Below are 14033 nucleotides of genomic sequence, written 5' to 3' on the forward strand. Positions count from 1 at the left end.
CAAATCGGATCACGAAACGTGAACCGAGAGCAGCGGCATGAGGAGAGAGAACAATTCTGCCTGGGAGGAAATTCCGCACTTTCGATAAAGCTGCTTTCGAAAAACCTTCACCGTTTGACCACTGATGCCCAGGCGCAGACCAATTGAAACCGATGAATGACCACGCAGAATCAACAAGGCAATTTGGGCCTGACGAGGGCTGAGACAAACGCCATGCTCAAGTATCATGGAAGAGATCAGATTGGCTGCAAGGTCTTCATCCCGATAATCACCGCTAGATTGAAGGCTTGACCAGCGCTGCTCAATCAAACCACAGACTATGGGTGCGATCCGAGCGGCTTTTTGGAGGTCGCGCGCAGAAAATCGCCGCAACGACGTTTTATCTCGTCCAAGACAAACATGTACAGAAACACCCGTGGCCGGATATGCAATATAAGCTATCTCATCGACCAGGGACGTGCGCTGATAATAGGCGGCATGGTATTCATTGCGGTGAAATTGATCCGGCGCAATATCCTTCAGCCTGTAAAGCCCCGGCGGCTTTTCCTCGACATGCAAACTGTGAAACGGATCCAGTAGGTAAGCAGCTGGTACATAATCGGATTCAAGTTTGGCATGAACCGATTTCTCCAGAGCCTGTGTAAACAAAACCTCTGGAACCCGGGTCTGAAAATAGGCCAGCATCGTCGTATTGTCGATTTCAAAGCACCGGGAAAGCCATTGGTACAAGAGATATTCAAACTTGGTCGTGGTCAGCGCTGAAATGGCTAACCCAAGCTGTTTTTCCGCTGAATTCGGCAGGTCCATGCAACATACCTCTTTGGGGGTATATACCCCCCAATAAAGACAGATCTATCGTAGAAGGCGCGAATTCAGGGGTATCAGGGAAGAGGCACCAATGACCAGCAAAAACATTGCGGTCCAAATCGACAATGTGGTCAAGCGGTATGGTTCGGTCACCGCGCTGCATGGCGTGTCTTTGGATATTCTGGAAAACGAGTTCTTCACCCTTCTTGGCCCCTCTGGCTGCGGGAAAACGACACTGCTGCGGTCAATCGCCGGTTTCGAGGATGTCACTGCAGGCACAATTCAGCTGAAGGGCAAGGACATCACTGGCCAGCCGCCACATCAGCGCCCCGTGAACACCGTCTTTCAGCAATACGCCCTGTTCCCTCACATGACAGTTACGGACAACGTGATGTTCGGCCTGTTGCGTAGCGGATGGAACAAGCCCGAAGCCGTACGGCGTGTCCATGAAGTACTGGAACTGGTGCAGCTATCCGACTTTGCCGAACGCAAACCCGGACAGATGTCCGGTGGCCAGCAGCAGCGCGTCGCGCTCGCAAGAGCTCTGGCACCACGCCCCGAAGTTCTGCTTCTGGATGAGCCGCTTTCCGCGTTGGATTTGAAGCTGCGCCAGGCCGTGCGCGTCGAGTTGAAGGCATTGCAGCGGGAAACCGGCATCGCCTTCATTTTCGTCACCCACGACCAGGAAGAAGCGTTGACCATGTCAGATCGCATCGCGGTCATGTCATCCGGCAGGGTCCAGCAGATCGGCACGCCGCGCGAGATCTATGAAAGTCCGGTGAACCGCTTTGTTGCTGATTTCATAGGCGAGACCAACTTGCTGGATGTCGACGTTCAATCTGTGACGGATGGAATGGCGCAAATCGTCCTTCCAGGCGGCTCTGCTTTCAGTTGTCCGGCGGCGGCAGTGGTTGATCCAGGCAAAGGGCATTTGTCGGTTCGGCCCGAGCGCATCACCCTATGCGAAGCTGGGGCGGGCAATTTCAACGCTACAGTCCTCGGCCAAGTCTACCTTGGAACCGATATTCACCTGCAGGTAAGCCTTGCCGATGAAGAGAAGATCGACGTTCGCCTGCAGAACTCGGAAGCCACTGTCGTGCCGGAAACGGGCAGCCATATCGGCTTGCAACTCGAAGCAGGCGCAGCGCGCCTGTTGGCTGACTGATGGCTGGCGGCGCGCCAATGGGCGCTGGCACCGGATCTGATATTTACCGGGGCAATGGGCTAAAGCTCATGCTCCCAGCCTGGATCATGATCGGCATTTTCCTTTTGGTTCCGGTCATCATAGTCGGCGTCTACTCTTTTCTTACCAAGGAGTTTCGTGGTGGTGTCATCTGGGAATTCTCACTGGATGCCTATGATCAGTTCTTTTTTGACCGCGGCTTGTTCGGAGATGAACCCCCGACCTTAGAATGGACTTACATCGGCATTTTCTGGCGGTCGATCTGGCAGGCGGGACTCGCCACCATTGCCTGCCTGCTGATTGGTTTTCCAACTGCCTGGTTCATTGCAACAAGAGAGGCCAGCTCCCGGTCGATCTGGCTGTTTCTCGTGACGATCCCCTATTGGGTGAACTTGCTGATACGCACAGTCTCAATGAAATTTCTCATCCGCGACACCGGTCCGCTGAACGAGTTTCTACTCAGTATCGGCCTGATCAACGAACCGCTCGGGTTGATCAACACCAATTTCGCGGTTCAGCTTGGCCTATTCTATAGCTACTTGCCGTTCATGGTCCTGCCGATCTATGCCGCTGTCGAGCGCTATGACTTCGCGCTCTCTGAGGCCGCAGCGGATCTTTATGCAGGAGCCTGGACGACATTACGCTTGGTGATCCTGCCCGTGGTGAAGCCCGGGATTATCGCAGGCTGTATCCTTGTGTTCGTGCCCTCACTCGGAGCGTTTCTGGCACCAGATCTTCTGGGAGGAGCCAAGACCTTCATGATCGGCTCCCTGATCGAGGAACAATTCAAGGGAAGCGCTGGCAACTGGCCCTTTGGAGCTGCAGCCTCAATGATCCTGCTCTCCATCGTTCTGGTGGTGCTCATGGTTTACGCCCGCAACCAGAACAAGGAAGGAACAAGCTGATGGCAGCCAAAACCGACCTTCGGCGTTTTCCTGGCTTTCTCGCAATCACGATCCTCTGCCTTGTGGTGCTCTACGCACCTCTTATTGTGGTCGCCGTTTATTCGTTCAATGCCTCTGCTTCCATCACCAATTGGGGTGGTCTGTCGCTGACATGGTATGTCGATGTTTTCACCGGTCCTGAAGCGCCCAAGTTTCAAAAAGCCGCGTTAAATTCACTCGTTATCGCCCTGACGGCGGCCATAGTCGCAACGACCATTGCCACCGCTGCATCTGTCGCCATGACGCGTGCTGGGCGGTTCCGGGGCAAGACCATAGGCTTTGTGTTGATCAACCTGCCATTGATGGTGCCAGAAGTCGTCACGGCTGTCGCAAGCCTGGTGTTCTTTTCAGCCATCGGCTTCACGACCGGCCTCACGACAATTCTCCTGGCTCATATCGTCTTTTGCATTCCATTTGCCTATCTGCCGATAACGGCCCGGATGCAGAGCATTCCAGACATGTATGAGCAAGCCGCAATGGATCTTTATGCAACGCCCGGACAAGCTTTCAGGCTTGTGCTTCTGCCACTGATGACACCTGGCATCATGTCCGGCTTCCTGCTCGCTTTCATCATTTCACTTGATGACTTCCTGATCACGAATTTTGTCAAAGGAGCTGGCATAGAGACCCTGCCGACGGCGATCTTCGGCTCGGTCAAGCAAGGCATCAAACCCAATATCATGGCCATCTCCACACTGATGCTCGGTGTGTCGGTGGTCCTGGTCACCCTGTCCTGGCTGATAGGCCGGGCAGGACAAGTAAAAAAACAAAAGCCCTGACAGAACAAACCCTAAAGAGTGGAGCACTGCATGAAAAAGCACCTATTGGCGACCTCCCTGATCGTTCTCGGCCTTACGGTCAGCGCCCAGGCTGAAGGCAAGCTGTCGATCTACCATTGGTTCGAGTACATCCCGCAGACACTGCTGGACAAATTCGCCAAGGAATATGATGTCGAAGTGACCATGGACACTTTCGACAGCAACGAAGCTCTTCTGGCATCCCTGAAAGCTGGCAAGCTCGGCAGTTACGACGTTGCCTTTCCTGGCGACTACATGGTCAAGATCATGACCGGTGAAGGCATGCTCGACACATTCGAGCCGTCCGAATTGTCAAATTTTGGCAACATCGAAGACCAGTGGGTTGATGTTGCCTTCGATCCGGGCCGCAAGAGTTCCATTCCCTATCAGTGGGGATCAACCTCCTATTCCGTAAATCGGGATGTCTACAAGGGGCCAATCGACAGCCTGTCCGTGATCTTTGATCCGCCAGAAAAACTGAAAGGCAAGATCAACGTTCTGGACACCGCCGGTGAAACCCTGACCCTTGCATCGCTGTATCTGGACATTCCCCAGTGCACATCAGATCGTGACCAGCTTAAAGCTCTGAACGCCAAGGTGATCAGCGCGAAAAAGGACTGGGCGTCCTTTGGCTCAGATGTCGCCAAGGATGTTCTTGTGTCCGGTGATGCAGCCGCTGGCATGATCTGGTCCGGCTTTTCCGCCAAGGCCCGCGCTGAAGGCGCCAACATCGAGTACGCCTTTCCAAAGGAAGGTTACATTGTCTGGATGGACAATGCGGTTCTGCTGAAAAACGCCCCCAACCGGGACAATGCACTCAAGTTCATGAACTTCCTGCTTGAGCCTGAAAATGCAGCCGCTGTGACCAACTATGCGCAGTACACTGCTGGTGTGAAAGGTGTTGGTCCATTCCTCGATCCGGAGGTGAAAAACTCACCTGAATCCAATCCACCAGCAGGCCAGAAAGGCGTTTTCGTCGAGGCCTGCCCGGAAGACGTCCAGGTTCTCTATGACGCCATCTGGACCAACCTGAAGAAATAAGCGCAGGACAAAACAGACATGAAACTTGCGCTTTATCAGGGCCCCGCAATTGGCGGAGATATCGAGTTGGGCTTTGCCCGGATCGAGATGAACTTGGCCGCTGCAGCCCAGGCAGGCGCAAGTATGGCTGTTTTCCCGGAACTTTATCTGCCAGGCTATAATCAGCCTGATCTGCATCAAGGCCTCGCCCAACCTTTGGGCGGGGCATGGACAAAGCGTCTGTCGGACCTTGCAAGTCAGTATGCGTGCGGCCTGACCATTGGCTGGGCCGAGCGCCTCGACGAGACAATCTATAATTCAGCAACCTGCTTCGACGACACGGGAAAGCAGTGCGCGCATTACCGAAAAATCCAGCTGTTTGGCCCCATGGAACGGGCCGGTTTCACAGCTGGAGATGCCTATTCGGTGTTTGAGATCTTCGGACAAAGAGCGGCATTGCTGATTTGCTATGACGTCGAGTTCCCGCAGCATTGCGACGCGCTCGCCCGCGAAGGCGTCAGCCTCATTTTGGTTCCAACCGCGAACCCAAAAGGATTCGAACATGTCTCAAGGGTTCTGGTGCCTGCCCGCGCTGCGGAAATGCGCCTGACCATCGTTTATGCCAATTATTGCGGCCAGGAAGATGGCCTGGCCTACGGCGGTAATTCTCTTATCGTCGGACCGGATGCCATGCCTCTGGCGACCGCTGGAGTGACAGAAACACTCCTGATCGCCGATCTGTCTCACATTGAGCAAATCACCGCCGAAATACTTTCACAACAAAACAGAGATTACAGGAAGGTTGGGATTTCCCATGACGCTTGATGTGCAGATGACCACCGATGAAGTGCTAACGGCGGACACCCATCTAATCCAGTCCTTCGCCGATTTGAATGCGCTGAAGCAAAATGATGCCCGCACGGTTATTGTCAGCGCAGAAGGCGCGCTTGTGCGCGACAGCGAGGGCAATGAGCTGATCGACGGAATTGGCGGCCTTTGGTGCGTCAACGTCGGACACCGCCGCAAGGAAATCATTGATGCTATCCATCTACAGCTCAATGAGCTGGATTTCTACTCGACCTTCTACAATTTCACCCACCCGACCGCTGCTGCATTGTCCAGCAAGATCGCAAGCCTTGCGCCCGGGCACCTCAACAAGGTGTATTTCGCCAACTCCGGCTCGGTTGCCAACGATTCAGCCGTACGCATGCTGCATCACTACAACAACCGTCTTGGCCGCCCGAACAAGAAGAAAATCCTGAGCCGGATCGGCGCATACCACGGCTCAACCCACCTCTCCATTGCCATGACGACGCCCGCTTATTCAGAAGGCTGGGACAGCGCCAACGATCTGGTTCATCACCTGCGCAGCCCGCATTTCTGGCGTGAGGGTGAAGGCATGAGCGAAGCGGAATTCCTCGACGCATTGGAGGCCGATCTCGAACAAAGCATCGAACGGATGGGCGCAGAAAACATCGCAGCCTTCATCGCTGAACCGATCATGGGTGCTGGCGGCGTCATCGTGGCGCCTGAGGGCTATCATATCCGCATGGCAGCGGTCTGTGCGGCCAATGACATCAAGTATATCTCCGATGAAGTCGTGACAGCCTTTGGGCGCCTTGGGCATTTCTTCGCCTCCAAAGACGTCTTCGGTGTCACCCCGGACATTATCACGACCGCCAAGGGTTTGACATCGGGCTATCAGCCCATGTCAGCAACCATCATTTCTGACGAAATCCATGACGTCATCTCAGGGCCTGGCAGCATGTTCCTGCACGGCATGACTTACTCCGGGCACCCTGCAGCCGCTGCTGCCGGTCTTGCCAACATCGCATTGATGGAACGTGACCAGCTGCCACAACAGGTCCGCACCACAGGCAAGATCTTTGAGAACGCACTGCGGGGCCTTTCAGATCTGGAGATCGTCGGCGAAGTCCGAGGCAGTCACTTCATGATCGGCATCGAGTTCATCAAGGACAAGGCCACCAAGGCCCCCTTCACACCTGAAGACCAGATCGGCTTGAAGATTGCCCGTGCAACCCAGAAACGCGGACTGATCGCGCGGCCACTGGGCAATATCCTCATCCTGTCTCCGCCCCTGATCCTCACCGAAGAACAAATAGGCCAGATTGCCGAGATCCTGCGGGAAAGCATTTTAGAGGTGACGGCCAACCGTTAGGTCTGCATGAGCTGAAATGGCCTGATGTGCTTGAGGGCGCCGCGAATAACGGCGCCCTTTTTCATATCCAGACATCACGAACTTTAGACGTTCCGAGATGGATTGAGCTGAATGAGGCTCAGAATTTCAAACAGAATCTGCGCACCCGCATGGGCCGTATTGGTGGTTGTGTCATATTGCGGAGCGACCTCGACCACATCTCCGCCAACAAAATTGCCGCCCTTCAATCCATGAAGAATGGCCAGGGCTTCTCGTGTAGTGAGGCCGCCAATCTCCGGCGTTCCGGTGCCCGGCGCAAAAGCCGGATCAAGACTGTCAATGTCGAAGGAGATATAGGTCGGTCCGTCACCAATCACCGAAAGCGCTTTTTCAATCACCGCAGGAATGCCCATTTTTGCAATGTCTTCAGCGTGAATGACGCTCATGCCGGACTCGTAGGAAAACTCCCAAAGATACTCAGAAGACCCGCGAATGCCGATCTGAACCGTTCGCGTCGGATCCAGTACCCCATCCAGAACCGCATTACGAAACGGACCTCCGTGGTGGAATTTGGTCAGGTCAAAAGACCCACCTGTGTCGCAATGCGCATCGATGTGGATCATGCCGACGGGGCCATCCTTGCCGACGGCTTTCAAAATCGGATGGGTGATAGAATGATCCCCGCCGACTGCCACCGGGATCACGCCAGCTGACACGATCTGGTTAAACCGCTTTTCGATATCCTCGTGGCTCATTTCCAGCCGATAGCGGCTGCTGAACGGCACATCTCCGATATCAGCCACCTTGGCCTCATAGAGCGGTGCAGTCTTCAAGACATGATTATAGGGCCCTACCCGTTCGATGGCCCGGATTGCACGAGGGCCAAAGCGGGAGCCTGGGCGGTTGGTGACACCAAGGTCCATCGGAACCCCGATGAGAGCAATATCAAGACCCTGAAAATCTGGATTTTCCGCATCAACGGGCAGATGGTCAGCATCCAGTAAGGTCGGAATACCGCTGTAGGGCGCAGCCCGGGTGCCGTTTGCGGAAAAGATCTTGTCCGCCACGGCACGGAATTCAGAATTAAGAATATTACCGCCATGGCCGTCGCCAAATTTCTCACGCAGATCTTGAAGCTTTTGATCGTCAAACGTCATTGCAGTCATCTCTTGGCTTACGGACTATCCATTGCACCCAGTCTCGAACGCTTTGGGATCATTCGCAATGCCTTGATTGATGAAAACCAATACTGCATGTCAGCACACAGCGGGTCTCAGCGCAGCATTTGCGTTCAATCCGCACATCGATCAGGTACATACTTCTATCAGGTACATACTTCTATCAGTTACATCATCTATCGACTGAAAGAGCCGCCATGGTTTTGGCAAAAAGAGTAGTTTCTAATTTTACGGATTTCCAAGACCAGAGTGATTGGCATTTCACATGGCCAAATGCTGGGACGCAGAGTTGCAATCGATGGCCTCATGTAACTGTGTGAGCAAGCCAAATGCCTCGCCTCCTCCACACTTCTCCAGCAAAACCCACTTGCGCACATCGAAAAAACAGATAAAACTATATTACTAGCTTTATGAGAAAAGGAAGGAATATACCTTCTTCGTAAAGCTCGAATAAGGGAGGTTGATCACATGCCAAATTTTAACTGGAACAGTGTTCGTCGTACGATTGCGGCTGGCGTCATTGGCGGTCTCGCTGCGATATCCGCCGGGACGGCCATGGCTGAAGACTACCCAGACCAACCAGTAACGCTGGTCGTCGGATTTCCGCCAGGAGGATCGACCGACGTTGTCGCCCGAATCCTTGCAGGCCACATGTCCGAAACTCTGGGACAACCCGTTCTGGTCGAAAACCGCCCAGGCGCAGGCGGCACAGTCGGTATTTCACACGTCGCGAGCTCTGATCCAGATGGCTACACCCTGGGGGTCAGCGGTGTTGGCGCATCGATCCTGATTGACGCCTTGGGCCGCGACACAGGCTATAACATCGACAGCGACCTTGATGTCATCGGCGTCATGGGCACGCTGGGCCTCGTCATCGCGGGCCGCAACGGTCTTGAGCCGCAAACGCTTCAAGAGCTTATGGAATACGCCAAGGCCAATCCTGAAGCCCTGACCTACGGCACCTCCGGGGTCGGCACACCCGGCCATCTGGCGATGGAATACCTCAAGAGCCTTGCAGGCGTCGAGATGCTGCACATTCCCTATAAGGGCAACACGCCACTCATGAATGACGTTCTGGGTGGACACGTCGATATCGCAATGCTGACAACACCGGGAGCTGCCGAGCAAGTTCGTGCAGGCAACATACACCCCTTCGCAGTCTCCTCGCCGGGCCGATCATCCCTGATGCCTGACGTGCCAACCGTGATCGAGAGTGGATTTGAGGGCTATACGGCAACGCTCTGGAACCTGCTTGTTGCGCCCAAAGACACACCAGCCGAGGCCCAGGACAAACTATCAGCTGCTTTGAATGCAGCCATGCAGGATGAGGGTGTTCTGGAGGCTTACGCCTCAAAGGGCCTGGCTCCAACCCTGACAACCCCGCAAGAAGCCTCACAGTTCCTCGCCGATGAACGGGCCAAATGGAAAAGCGTTATTGAAACTGCTGGCGTGACAAAAAACTAAGAACCACAATGAGCGCGGCGGATCGCCGCCGCGCTCATAAGCATCATTCAAGGCCCGCCCACAGGCCCCCTATTTCACTTAGAGATCTTCCTGAGATCACCCAGAGACCACTATGAAAACCGTATCGCTCCGGCTCGTAGTTGCAGCGCTTCTGGCAGCAATCGGCCTGACAGCCTTCATTATCGGGTTGAACTATGACTTCGGCTCCGCCCGGAGAATGGGCCCCGGCTACTTTCCAATTGTCCTGTCAGCTGCCCTGACCTTGCTGGCTCTGGCTGAATGCGCCTCGGCCATCCTGAAACCTGATCCGACCAGCGCTGATACGCTGGTTTGGCGCCCGCTGATAGCCATTCTGGCCGCCGTCGCGGGCTTTGCGGTAACGATCTATCTCTTTGGATTGATCCCGGCGTTCTTCGTGGTCATTGGCCTCTCAACCTTGTCGGAGCGCGGCTATGGCTGGAAGCCAGCGGTCATCCTCTCGATCATCACCTGCATTGGGGCCTGGTTGTTGTTCTCGCAACTTCTTGGCATGGCTCTTCCGTTGTTTCGCCTGGGATTTTAAGCGCCATGTTTGAAAACATCCTCCTCGGTTTTGCCACAGCCTTCACGCCCATCAACCTGGCCTATTGTTTCCTTGGGGTGTTTCTCGGCACATTCATCGGTGTTTTGCCCGGACTGGGTTCGCTGGCTGCGATCTCGATGCTGTTGCCGCTGACATTCTACCTCGAGCCGACAACCGCCTTGATCATGCTGGGCGGGATCTATTACGGCGGCGAGTACGGCGGATCGATTGCCTCAATCCTATTGAATCTGCCGGGCACACCATCAGCTGCGGTGACCTGCCTTGATGGAAATCCGATGGCCAAACAAGGTCGCGCCGGTGTTGCCTTGTTCATCACGGCTGTCGCCTCCTTCGTTGGCGGGTCCTTCGGCATTGTAGCGCTCATGGGTTTTGGTCCGGCCATCGCCCGCTTGGGGCTCAGTTTTGGCCCCAGCGACTATTTCGCGCTCATGCTTCTTGGGCTGGTGGCGGCGGTGACGGTTGGCGGCGGCTCCGTGATCAAGGGCCTTATCATGGTCGTGCTGGGCCTGTTGCTTGGAACGGTCGGCACTGATGTTACCTCTGGCGATTTTCGCTACACATTCGGCTTTCTGGAGCTGCGCGACGGTGTCAGCCTCGTCGGCATGGCGATGGGCCTCTTCGGTGTCGCTGAAGTTGTCAGTTCCATTCGCGGTGCAAAGACCCGCAGGATAACGGAAAAGGTTACGGCGCGCAGCATGTTGCCGACCCGAGAAGACATGCGCAAGACATTCGGCCCGATGGCCCGCGGAAGTTCAATCGGCGGATTTCTGGGAGCTCTACCGGGCGCAGGAACAGTCATCGCCGCATTCCTCGCCTATGCCACGGAAGTCCGCCTTGCGAAGGACAAGACACGCTTTGGCAAAGGCGCGATTGAGGGCATCGCCGCACCAGAATCGGCCAACAATGCTGCTGCTCAGACGGCTTTCATCCCAACCCTGACCATCGGCATTCCAGGCAGCGCGACCATGTCCATCATGCTTGGTGCGCTGATGATCCATGGCATCACCCCTGGACCACTTCTGATCACTGATCATCCAACAGTTTTCTGGGGTCTGATCGCCAGCTTCTGGATCGGCAACCTGTTCCTTCTGGTTCTCAATATCCCATTGATAGGCCTGTGGGTTCGGGTTCTGCAATTCCCCTATAAATACATCTATCCGGTGGTGATTGCCCTGATCTGCATCGGTGTTTTCTCCATGCGCACCAGTGTCTTTGATGTCAGTCTGGTGGTGATCTTCGGCGCCCTGGGATACCTGTTTCAAAAGGCGGGCTATTCCCCAGCCCCATTGATCCTCGGCTTTGTGCTTGGACCAATGCTGGAGGAAAACCTGCGCCGTGGCATGCTCATGGCCCGAGGCGATCCAATGCGGCTGGTGTCCGATCCCATAACCGGATCCATCCTGGCCCTGTCAGCCATCTTGTTGATCTGGTCCTTCGTTGGCGGCATCCGAAATCTGCTCGCCACACGCCGCAAAGCAACACGCCCATTGGGCGAAGCCTGAACAAGACATGCAACAATGATACATCAAAGCAATATTTACTTGCTTCAGCCATCTTTGAGACAGGTCAGCATGGCTTGAACTTTTTCTGTGCGATGTAAGTCTACGTGGGTGACAATCCATAAAGGAATGGACCACGCATTATTTACTGGCAAGACAGCATGAAGGTCTGTTCGTCCGGCAACGTCGAGATCACTCAAAAACCCCAAGCCTAACCCTGACATCACCGCCTCGGTCACGACAAATGGGTGGTTTGATGCCAGAGCGACCTGGGATGGGTCAATGTTCTCGGCAACCCAAGGCGTAAATGGTAACTGCGTTTCTTTACCGACAGGCAAGACAAACTCATGCCCCTCAAGCTGGTCTGCTCCAAATGGCAGTCCTTTACGTTCAACGTACCGATCATGCGCATAAAGGTTCAAGCCGACCGGCGCGCGCGGTGTCACAACGTAGTCCGGATGGTCTGGTTTCCGACCGACCCGCAATGCGACATGCGCATCCCCATACTCCAGACGTTCAAGCTCTTCAGACGCGATCACATTCACACGACAATTGGGATTTTCACTCCGAAATCGGGCGACAGGCCCAATGAGGGCTTTCATAAGAGGTAGGAGGATCGTGACTTTGATCTCCCCGGAAAGTTCAGCTTTCTCGCCCCTAACACGGCCTGCCAGATCCTCCATCAGATCGTCGGTTTTCTGAGCGACCCGCAGGGCATCCTCGCCCAGTTCCGTCAGCGTGTAACCGCGTGCGTGCCGAATGAAAATCCTCGCACCCAGCTCTTCTTCCAACAGGTCTATATGCCGGTTTACCGTTGCCCGGTGAAAGCCAAGCGTTTCAGCAGCGGCACTCACCGTACCAAGCTTTGCGACTTGATAAGCAGTCCGAAGTTCAGTCCATTTATCCATAATCTCTATGTCCAATAATCGCGCATAAATTACAATATAACGCGCATTAGGTACGTTTTATGTAAAGCGATCTACCAAATAGTCATCCCAAGAACTCTGTCCGTTTTGGCCATCCAAAGCCTTTCTTCAAAGCACAGCGCATATCCAATCCCAATAACGGGATAAGCCTCTTTGTGAACGTTCGATGAATAATCCCTTGACCTGAAGTTACTCCATGTCGGTAGCTTGCAAGCTATTCAGTTGATTTGGGACAGTACGTTATGAGGATTGCTGAAGTTTCCGCAAAATGCGGTCTGAGCATCGACACGATCCGCTACTATGAAAAGTCTGGCCTCTGCCCCGAGGTCCAACGTGGAACAGACGGCAAGAGGCGGTTTTCAATTGAAAATCTGGATTGGCTCATCCTGCTTTCATCGCTTCGAGAAACCGGCATGCCGACCCGGAAAATGAAACAGTTTTCCGAGCTCTACCGCCAAGGAAACACTGCCATCCCAGCAAGAAAAGCCATGCTGGAAGAGCACGAAGCACATCTCGAATTGCAAGAGCTGCGATTGGTGAAATGCAAGGCACTCCTGGCATTCAAACTCGCGAAATATGATGAGATATTAGGAGAGAAATTATGAAGATCATTATTGTTGGAGCCGCTGGAGATGTTGGAAAAGCAGCCTGCGCGGAACTGGGGCAGCGCCATGATTTAATCACGGTCGGTCGGTCCAGTGGGGATCTTCAAGTTGACATATCGGACCGCATTTCCATTGACAATATGTACAAAAAGATCGGGCCAGTTGATGCTGTGGTCTCAACAGCAGGCGATGTTCATTTCGCAACGCTGGAGGAACAAACCGAAGAAACCATGATGCTGGGCTTCAGGCAAAAGGTCATGGGACAGATCAATCTGGTTCTTGCCGGTATCAAGTCTGTGAAAGACGGCGGCTCATTCACACTTACCAGCGGTGTACTGGACCGCGACCCGATCCGAATGGGAGTCGCAGTTTTCCGGACAGGTTCGCGGCTGATTTAAGGTGTATCCAGGTTGTTTTTCATGCCGCCAAATTCAGGTGCCTGTCGGCCCAATATGCCTCCTTTGGTGTCTTGTGCTCAAGGGCTGAATGAGGTCGTTCGGTATTGCAGAAGGTTATCCAGTCACGGATGACACGATACGCCTTGAAGCCATCGATCAGGTCTTCGAGATAGACCGATTCCTGCTTCAAGGATCGCCAGAGCCGTTCGAGAAGATGTTGTCCATGCACCGGCCGCGCCCGTCCATAGAGATGCGTATGCCAGCTTCGGTCAGCGTGGTGATCCAAGCCGCCCCCGTGAACTGGTATTTCGTATGACTATCCGTATTCATTATCTCGGGCGGTCCGAACCGGGCGATGGCCTCTTTCAAGGCTTCGACGCAGAAGTCGGCGTGCATCGTATTCGACAGCCGCCAGCTCAGGACTTTCCGTGTCGCCCAATCCATGATTGCAACCAGATACAGGAAACCGTG

Annotated in this window: 14 protein-coding genes and 1 pseudogene; 11 read left to right on the forward strand and 4 right to left on the reverse strand. The window is 54.3% G+C overall.

Features of this window, described 5'->3' with window-relative positions; translation table 11 throughout:
• Positions 1-9: 9 nt before the first annotated feature.
• Complete coding sequence (locus tag V6575_RS16625; RefSeq protein WP_340275927.1) at positions 10-807, reverse strand: helix-turn-helix transcriptional regulator; 798 nt, start codon at positions 805-807, stop codon at positions 10-12.
• 91 nt (positions 808-898) lie between these two features.
• On the opposite strand from V6575_RS16625, the gene V6575_RS16630 reads away from it, so the two are divergent.
• The 6 genes from V6575_RS16630 to V6575_RS16655 are packed head-to-tail and all read left to right on the forward strand — an operon-like array spanning position 899 to position 6930.
• Positions 899-1972: an ABC transporter ATP-binding protein gene (locus V6575_RS16630; protein WP_340275928.1), complete on the forward strand. Its 1074-nt coding sequence runs from the start codon at positions 899-901 to the stop codon at positions 1970-1972.
• On the forward strand, positions 1972-2895 hold the full coding sequence (locus tag V6575_RS16635) for an ABC transporter permease (protein ID WP_340275929.1): 924 nt from the start codon (positions 1972-1974) through the stop codon (positions 2893-2895). The genes V6575_RS16630 and V6575_RS16635 overlap by 1 nt, the downstream gene beginning before the upstream one ends.
• On the forward strand, positions 2895-3713 hold the full coding sequence (locus V6575_RS16640) for an ABC transporter permease (protein ID WP_340275930.1): 819 nt from the start codon (positions 2895-2897) through the stop codon (positions 3711-3713). Before V6575_RS16635 ends, V6575_RS16640 begins: the two co-directional genes overlap by 1 nt.
• 30 nt (positions 3714-3743) lie before the next feature.
• Positions 3744-4772 carry an extracellular solute-binding protein gene (locus tag V6575_RS16645; protein WP_340275931.1) on the forward strand — a complete coding sequence of 343 codons (1029 nt, stop codon included), beginning with the start codon at positions 3744-3746 and terminating at the stop codon, positions 4770-4772.
• 18 nt (positions 4773-4790) lie between these two features.
• The gene (locus V6575_RS16650) at positions 4791-5576 is read left to right on the forward strand and encodes a carbon-nitrogen hydrolase family protein (RefSeq protein WP_340275932.1); all 786 of its coding nucleotides are present in this window, start codon (positions 4791-4793) and stop codon (positions 5574-5576) included.
• Complete coding sequence (locus V6575_RS16655; RefSeq protein WP_340275935.1) at positions 5566-6930, forward strand: aminotransferase class III-fold pyridoxal phosphate-dependent enzyme; 1365 nt, start codon at positions 5566-5568, stop codon at positions 6928-6930. Before V6575_RS16650 ends, V6575_RS16655 begins: the two co-directional genes overlap by 11 nt.
• Positions 6931-7013: 83 nt before the next feature.
• Here the strand turns inward: V6575_RS16655 and speB are convergent, their stop codons facing one another.
• A complete protein-coding gene (gene speB, locus V6575_RS16660; protein WP_340275937.1) occupies positions 7014-8066 on the reverse strand; it encodes an agmatinase in 1053 nt (350 codons plus the stop codon).
• Positions 8067-8555: 489 nt separating this feature from the next.
• On the opposite strand from speB, the gene V6575_RS16665 reads away from it, so the two are divergent.
• From V6575_RS16665 to V6575_RS16675, 3 genes are all read left to right on the forward strand, one after another.
• A complete protein-coding gene (locus tag V6575_RS16665) occupies positions 8556-9551 on the forward strand; it encodes a Bug family tripartite tricarboxylate transporter substrate binding protein (protein ID WP_340275938.1) in 996 nt (331 codons plus the stop codon).
• 112 nt (positions 9552-9663) lie between these two features.
• Positions 9664-10113, forward strand: coding sequence for a tripartite tricarboxylate transporter TctB family protein (locus tag V6575_RS16670; protein WP_340275939.1), 450 nt, complete (start codon positions 9664-9666; stop codon positions 10111-10113).
• A 5-nt stretch (positions 10114-10118) separates the two neighbouring features.
• Positions 10119-11636, forward strand: a complete 1518-nt coding sequence (locus V6575_RS16675) for a tripartite tricarboxylate transporter permease (RefSeq protein ID WP_340275941.1) — start codon at positions 10119-10121, stop codon at positions 11634-11636.
• A gap of 44 nt (positions 11637-11680) precedes the next feature.
• Here the strand turns inward: V6575_RS16675 and V6575_RS16680 are convergent, their stop codons facing one another.
• On the reverse strand, positions 11681-12541 hold the full coding sequence (locus V6575_RS16680) for a LysR family transcriptional regulator (protein WP_340275943.1): 861 nt from the start codon (positions 12539-12541) through the stop codon (positions 11681-11683).
• 260 nt (positions 12542-12801) lie between these two features.
• Here V6575_RS16680 and V6575_RS16685 point away from each other — a divergent pair, with 260 nt between their 5' ends.
• Positions 12802-13164 (forward strand): MerR family transcriptional regulator, encoded by a 363-nt coding sequence (locus tag V6575_RS16685; protein WP_340275944.1) that lies wholly within the window; start codon positions 12802-12804, stop codon positions 13162-13164.
• Positions 13161-13562, forward strand: a complete 402-nt coding sequence (locus V6575_RS16690; RefSeq protein ID WP_340275945.1) for a short chain dehydrogenase — start codon at positions 13161-13163, stop codon at positions 13560-13562. The genes V6575_RS16685 and V6575_RS16690 overlap by 4 nt, the downstream gene beginning before the upstream one ends.
• Before the next feature lie 19 nt (positions 13563-13581).
• Here the strand turns inward: V6575_RS16690 and V6575_RS16695 are convergent.
• A pseudogene (locus V6575_RS16695) lies at positions 13582-14033 on the reverse strand (transposase); the annotation flags it as partial.

The organism is Roseibium algae (assembly GCF_037783265.1).
GTDB classification, from domain to species: Bacteria; Pseudomonadota; Alphaproteobacteria; order Rhizobiales; family Stappiaceae; genus Roseibium; species Roseibium algae.

Bases quoted from the DNA above. Each gene is read 5' to 3' on its own strand.
- V6575_RS16625 (WP_340275927.1), bottom strand. From the start codon at position 807: ATGGACCTGCCGAATTCAGCGGAAAAACAGCTTGGGTTAGCCATTTCA.
- V6575_RS16630 (WP_340275928.1), top strand. From the start codon at position 899: ATGACCAGCAAAAACATTGCGGTCCAAATCGACAATGTGGTCAAGCGG.
- V6575_RS16635 (WP_340275929.1), top strand. From the start codon at position 1,972: ATGGCTGGCGGCGCGCCAATGGGCGCTGGCACCGGATCTGATATTTAC.
- V6575_RS16640 (WP_340275930.1), top strand. From the start codon at position 2,895: ATGGCAGCCAAAACCGACCTTCGGCGTTTTCCTGGCTTTCTCGCAATC.
- V6575_RS16645 (WP_340275931.1), top strand. From the start codon at position 3,744: ATGAAAAAGCACCTATTGGCGACCTCCCTGATCGTTCTCGGCCTTACG.
- V6575_RS16650 (WP_340275932.1), top strand. From the start codon at position 4,791: ATGAAACTTGCGCTTTATCAGGGCCCCGCAATTGGCGGAGATATCGAG.
- V6575_RS16655 (WP_340275935.1), top strand. From the start codon at position 5,566: ATGACGCTTGATGTGCAGATGACCACCGATGAAGTGCTAACGGCGGAC.
- speB (WP_340275937.1), bottom strand. From the start codon at position 8,066: ATGACGTTTGACGATCAAAAGCTTCAAGATCTGCGTGAGAAATTTGGC.
- V6575_RS16665 (WP_340275938.1), top strand. From the start codon at position 8,556: ATGCCAAATTTTAACTGGAACAGTGTTCGTCGTACGATTGCGGCTGGC.
- V6575_RS16670 (WP_340275939.1), top strand. From the start codon at position 9,664: ATGAAAACCGTATCGCTCCGGCTCGTAGTTGCAGCGCTTCTGGCAGCA.
- V6575_RS16675 (WP_340275941.1), top strand. From the start codon at position 10,119: ATGTTTGAAAACATCCTCCTCGGTTTTGCCACAGCCTTCACGCCCATC.
- V6575_RS16680 (WP_340275943.1), bottom strand. From the start codon at position 12,541: ATGGATAAATGGACTGAACTTCGGACTGCTTATCAAGTCGCAAAGCTT.
- V6575_RS16685 (WP_340275944.1), top strand. From the start codon at position 12,802: ATGAGGATTGCTGAAGTTTCCGCAAAATGCGGTCTGAGCATCGACACG.
- V6575_RS16690 (WP_340275945.1), top strand. From the start codon at position 13,161: ATGAAGATCATTATTGTTGGAGCCGCTGGAGATGTTGGAAAAGCAGCC.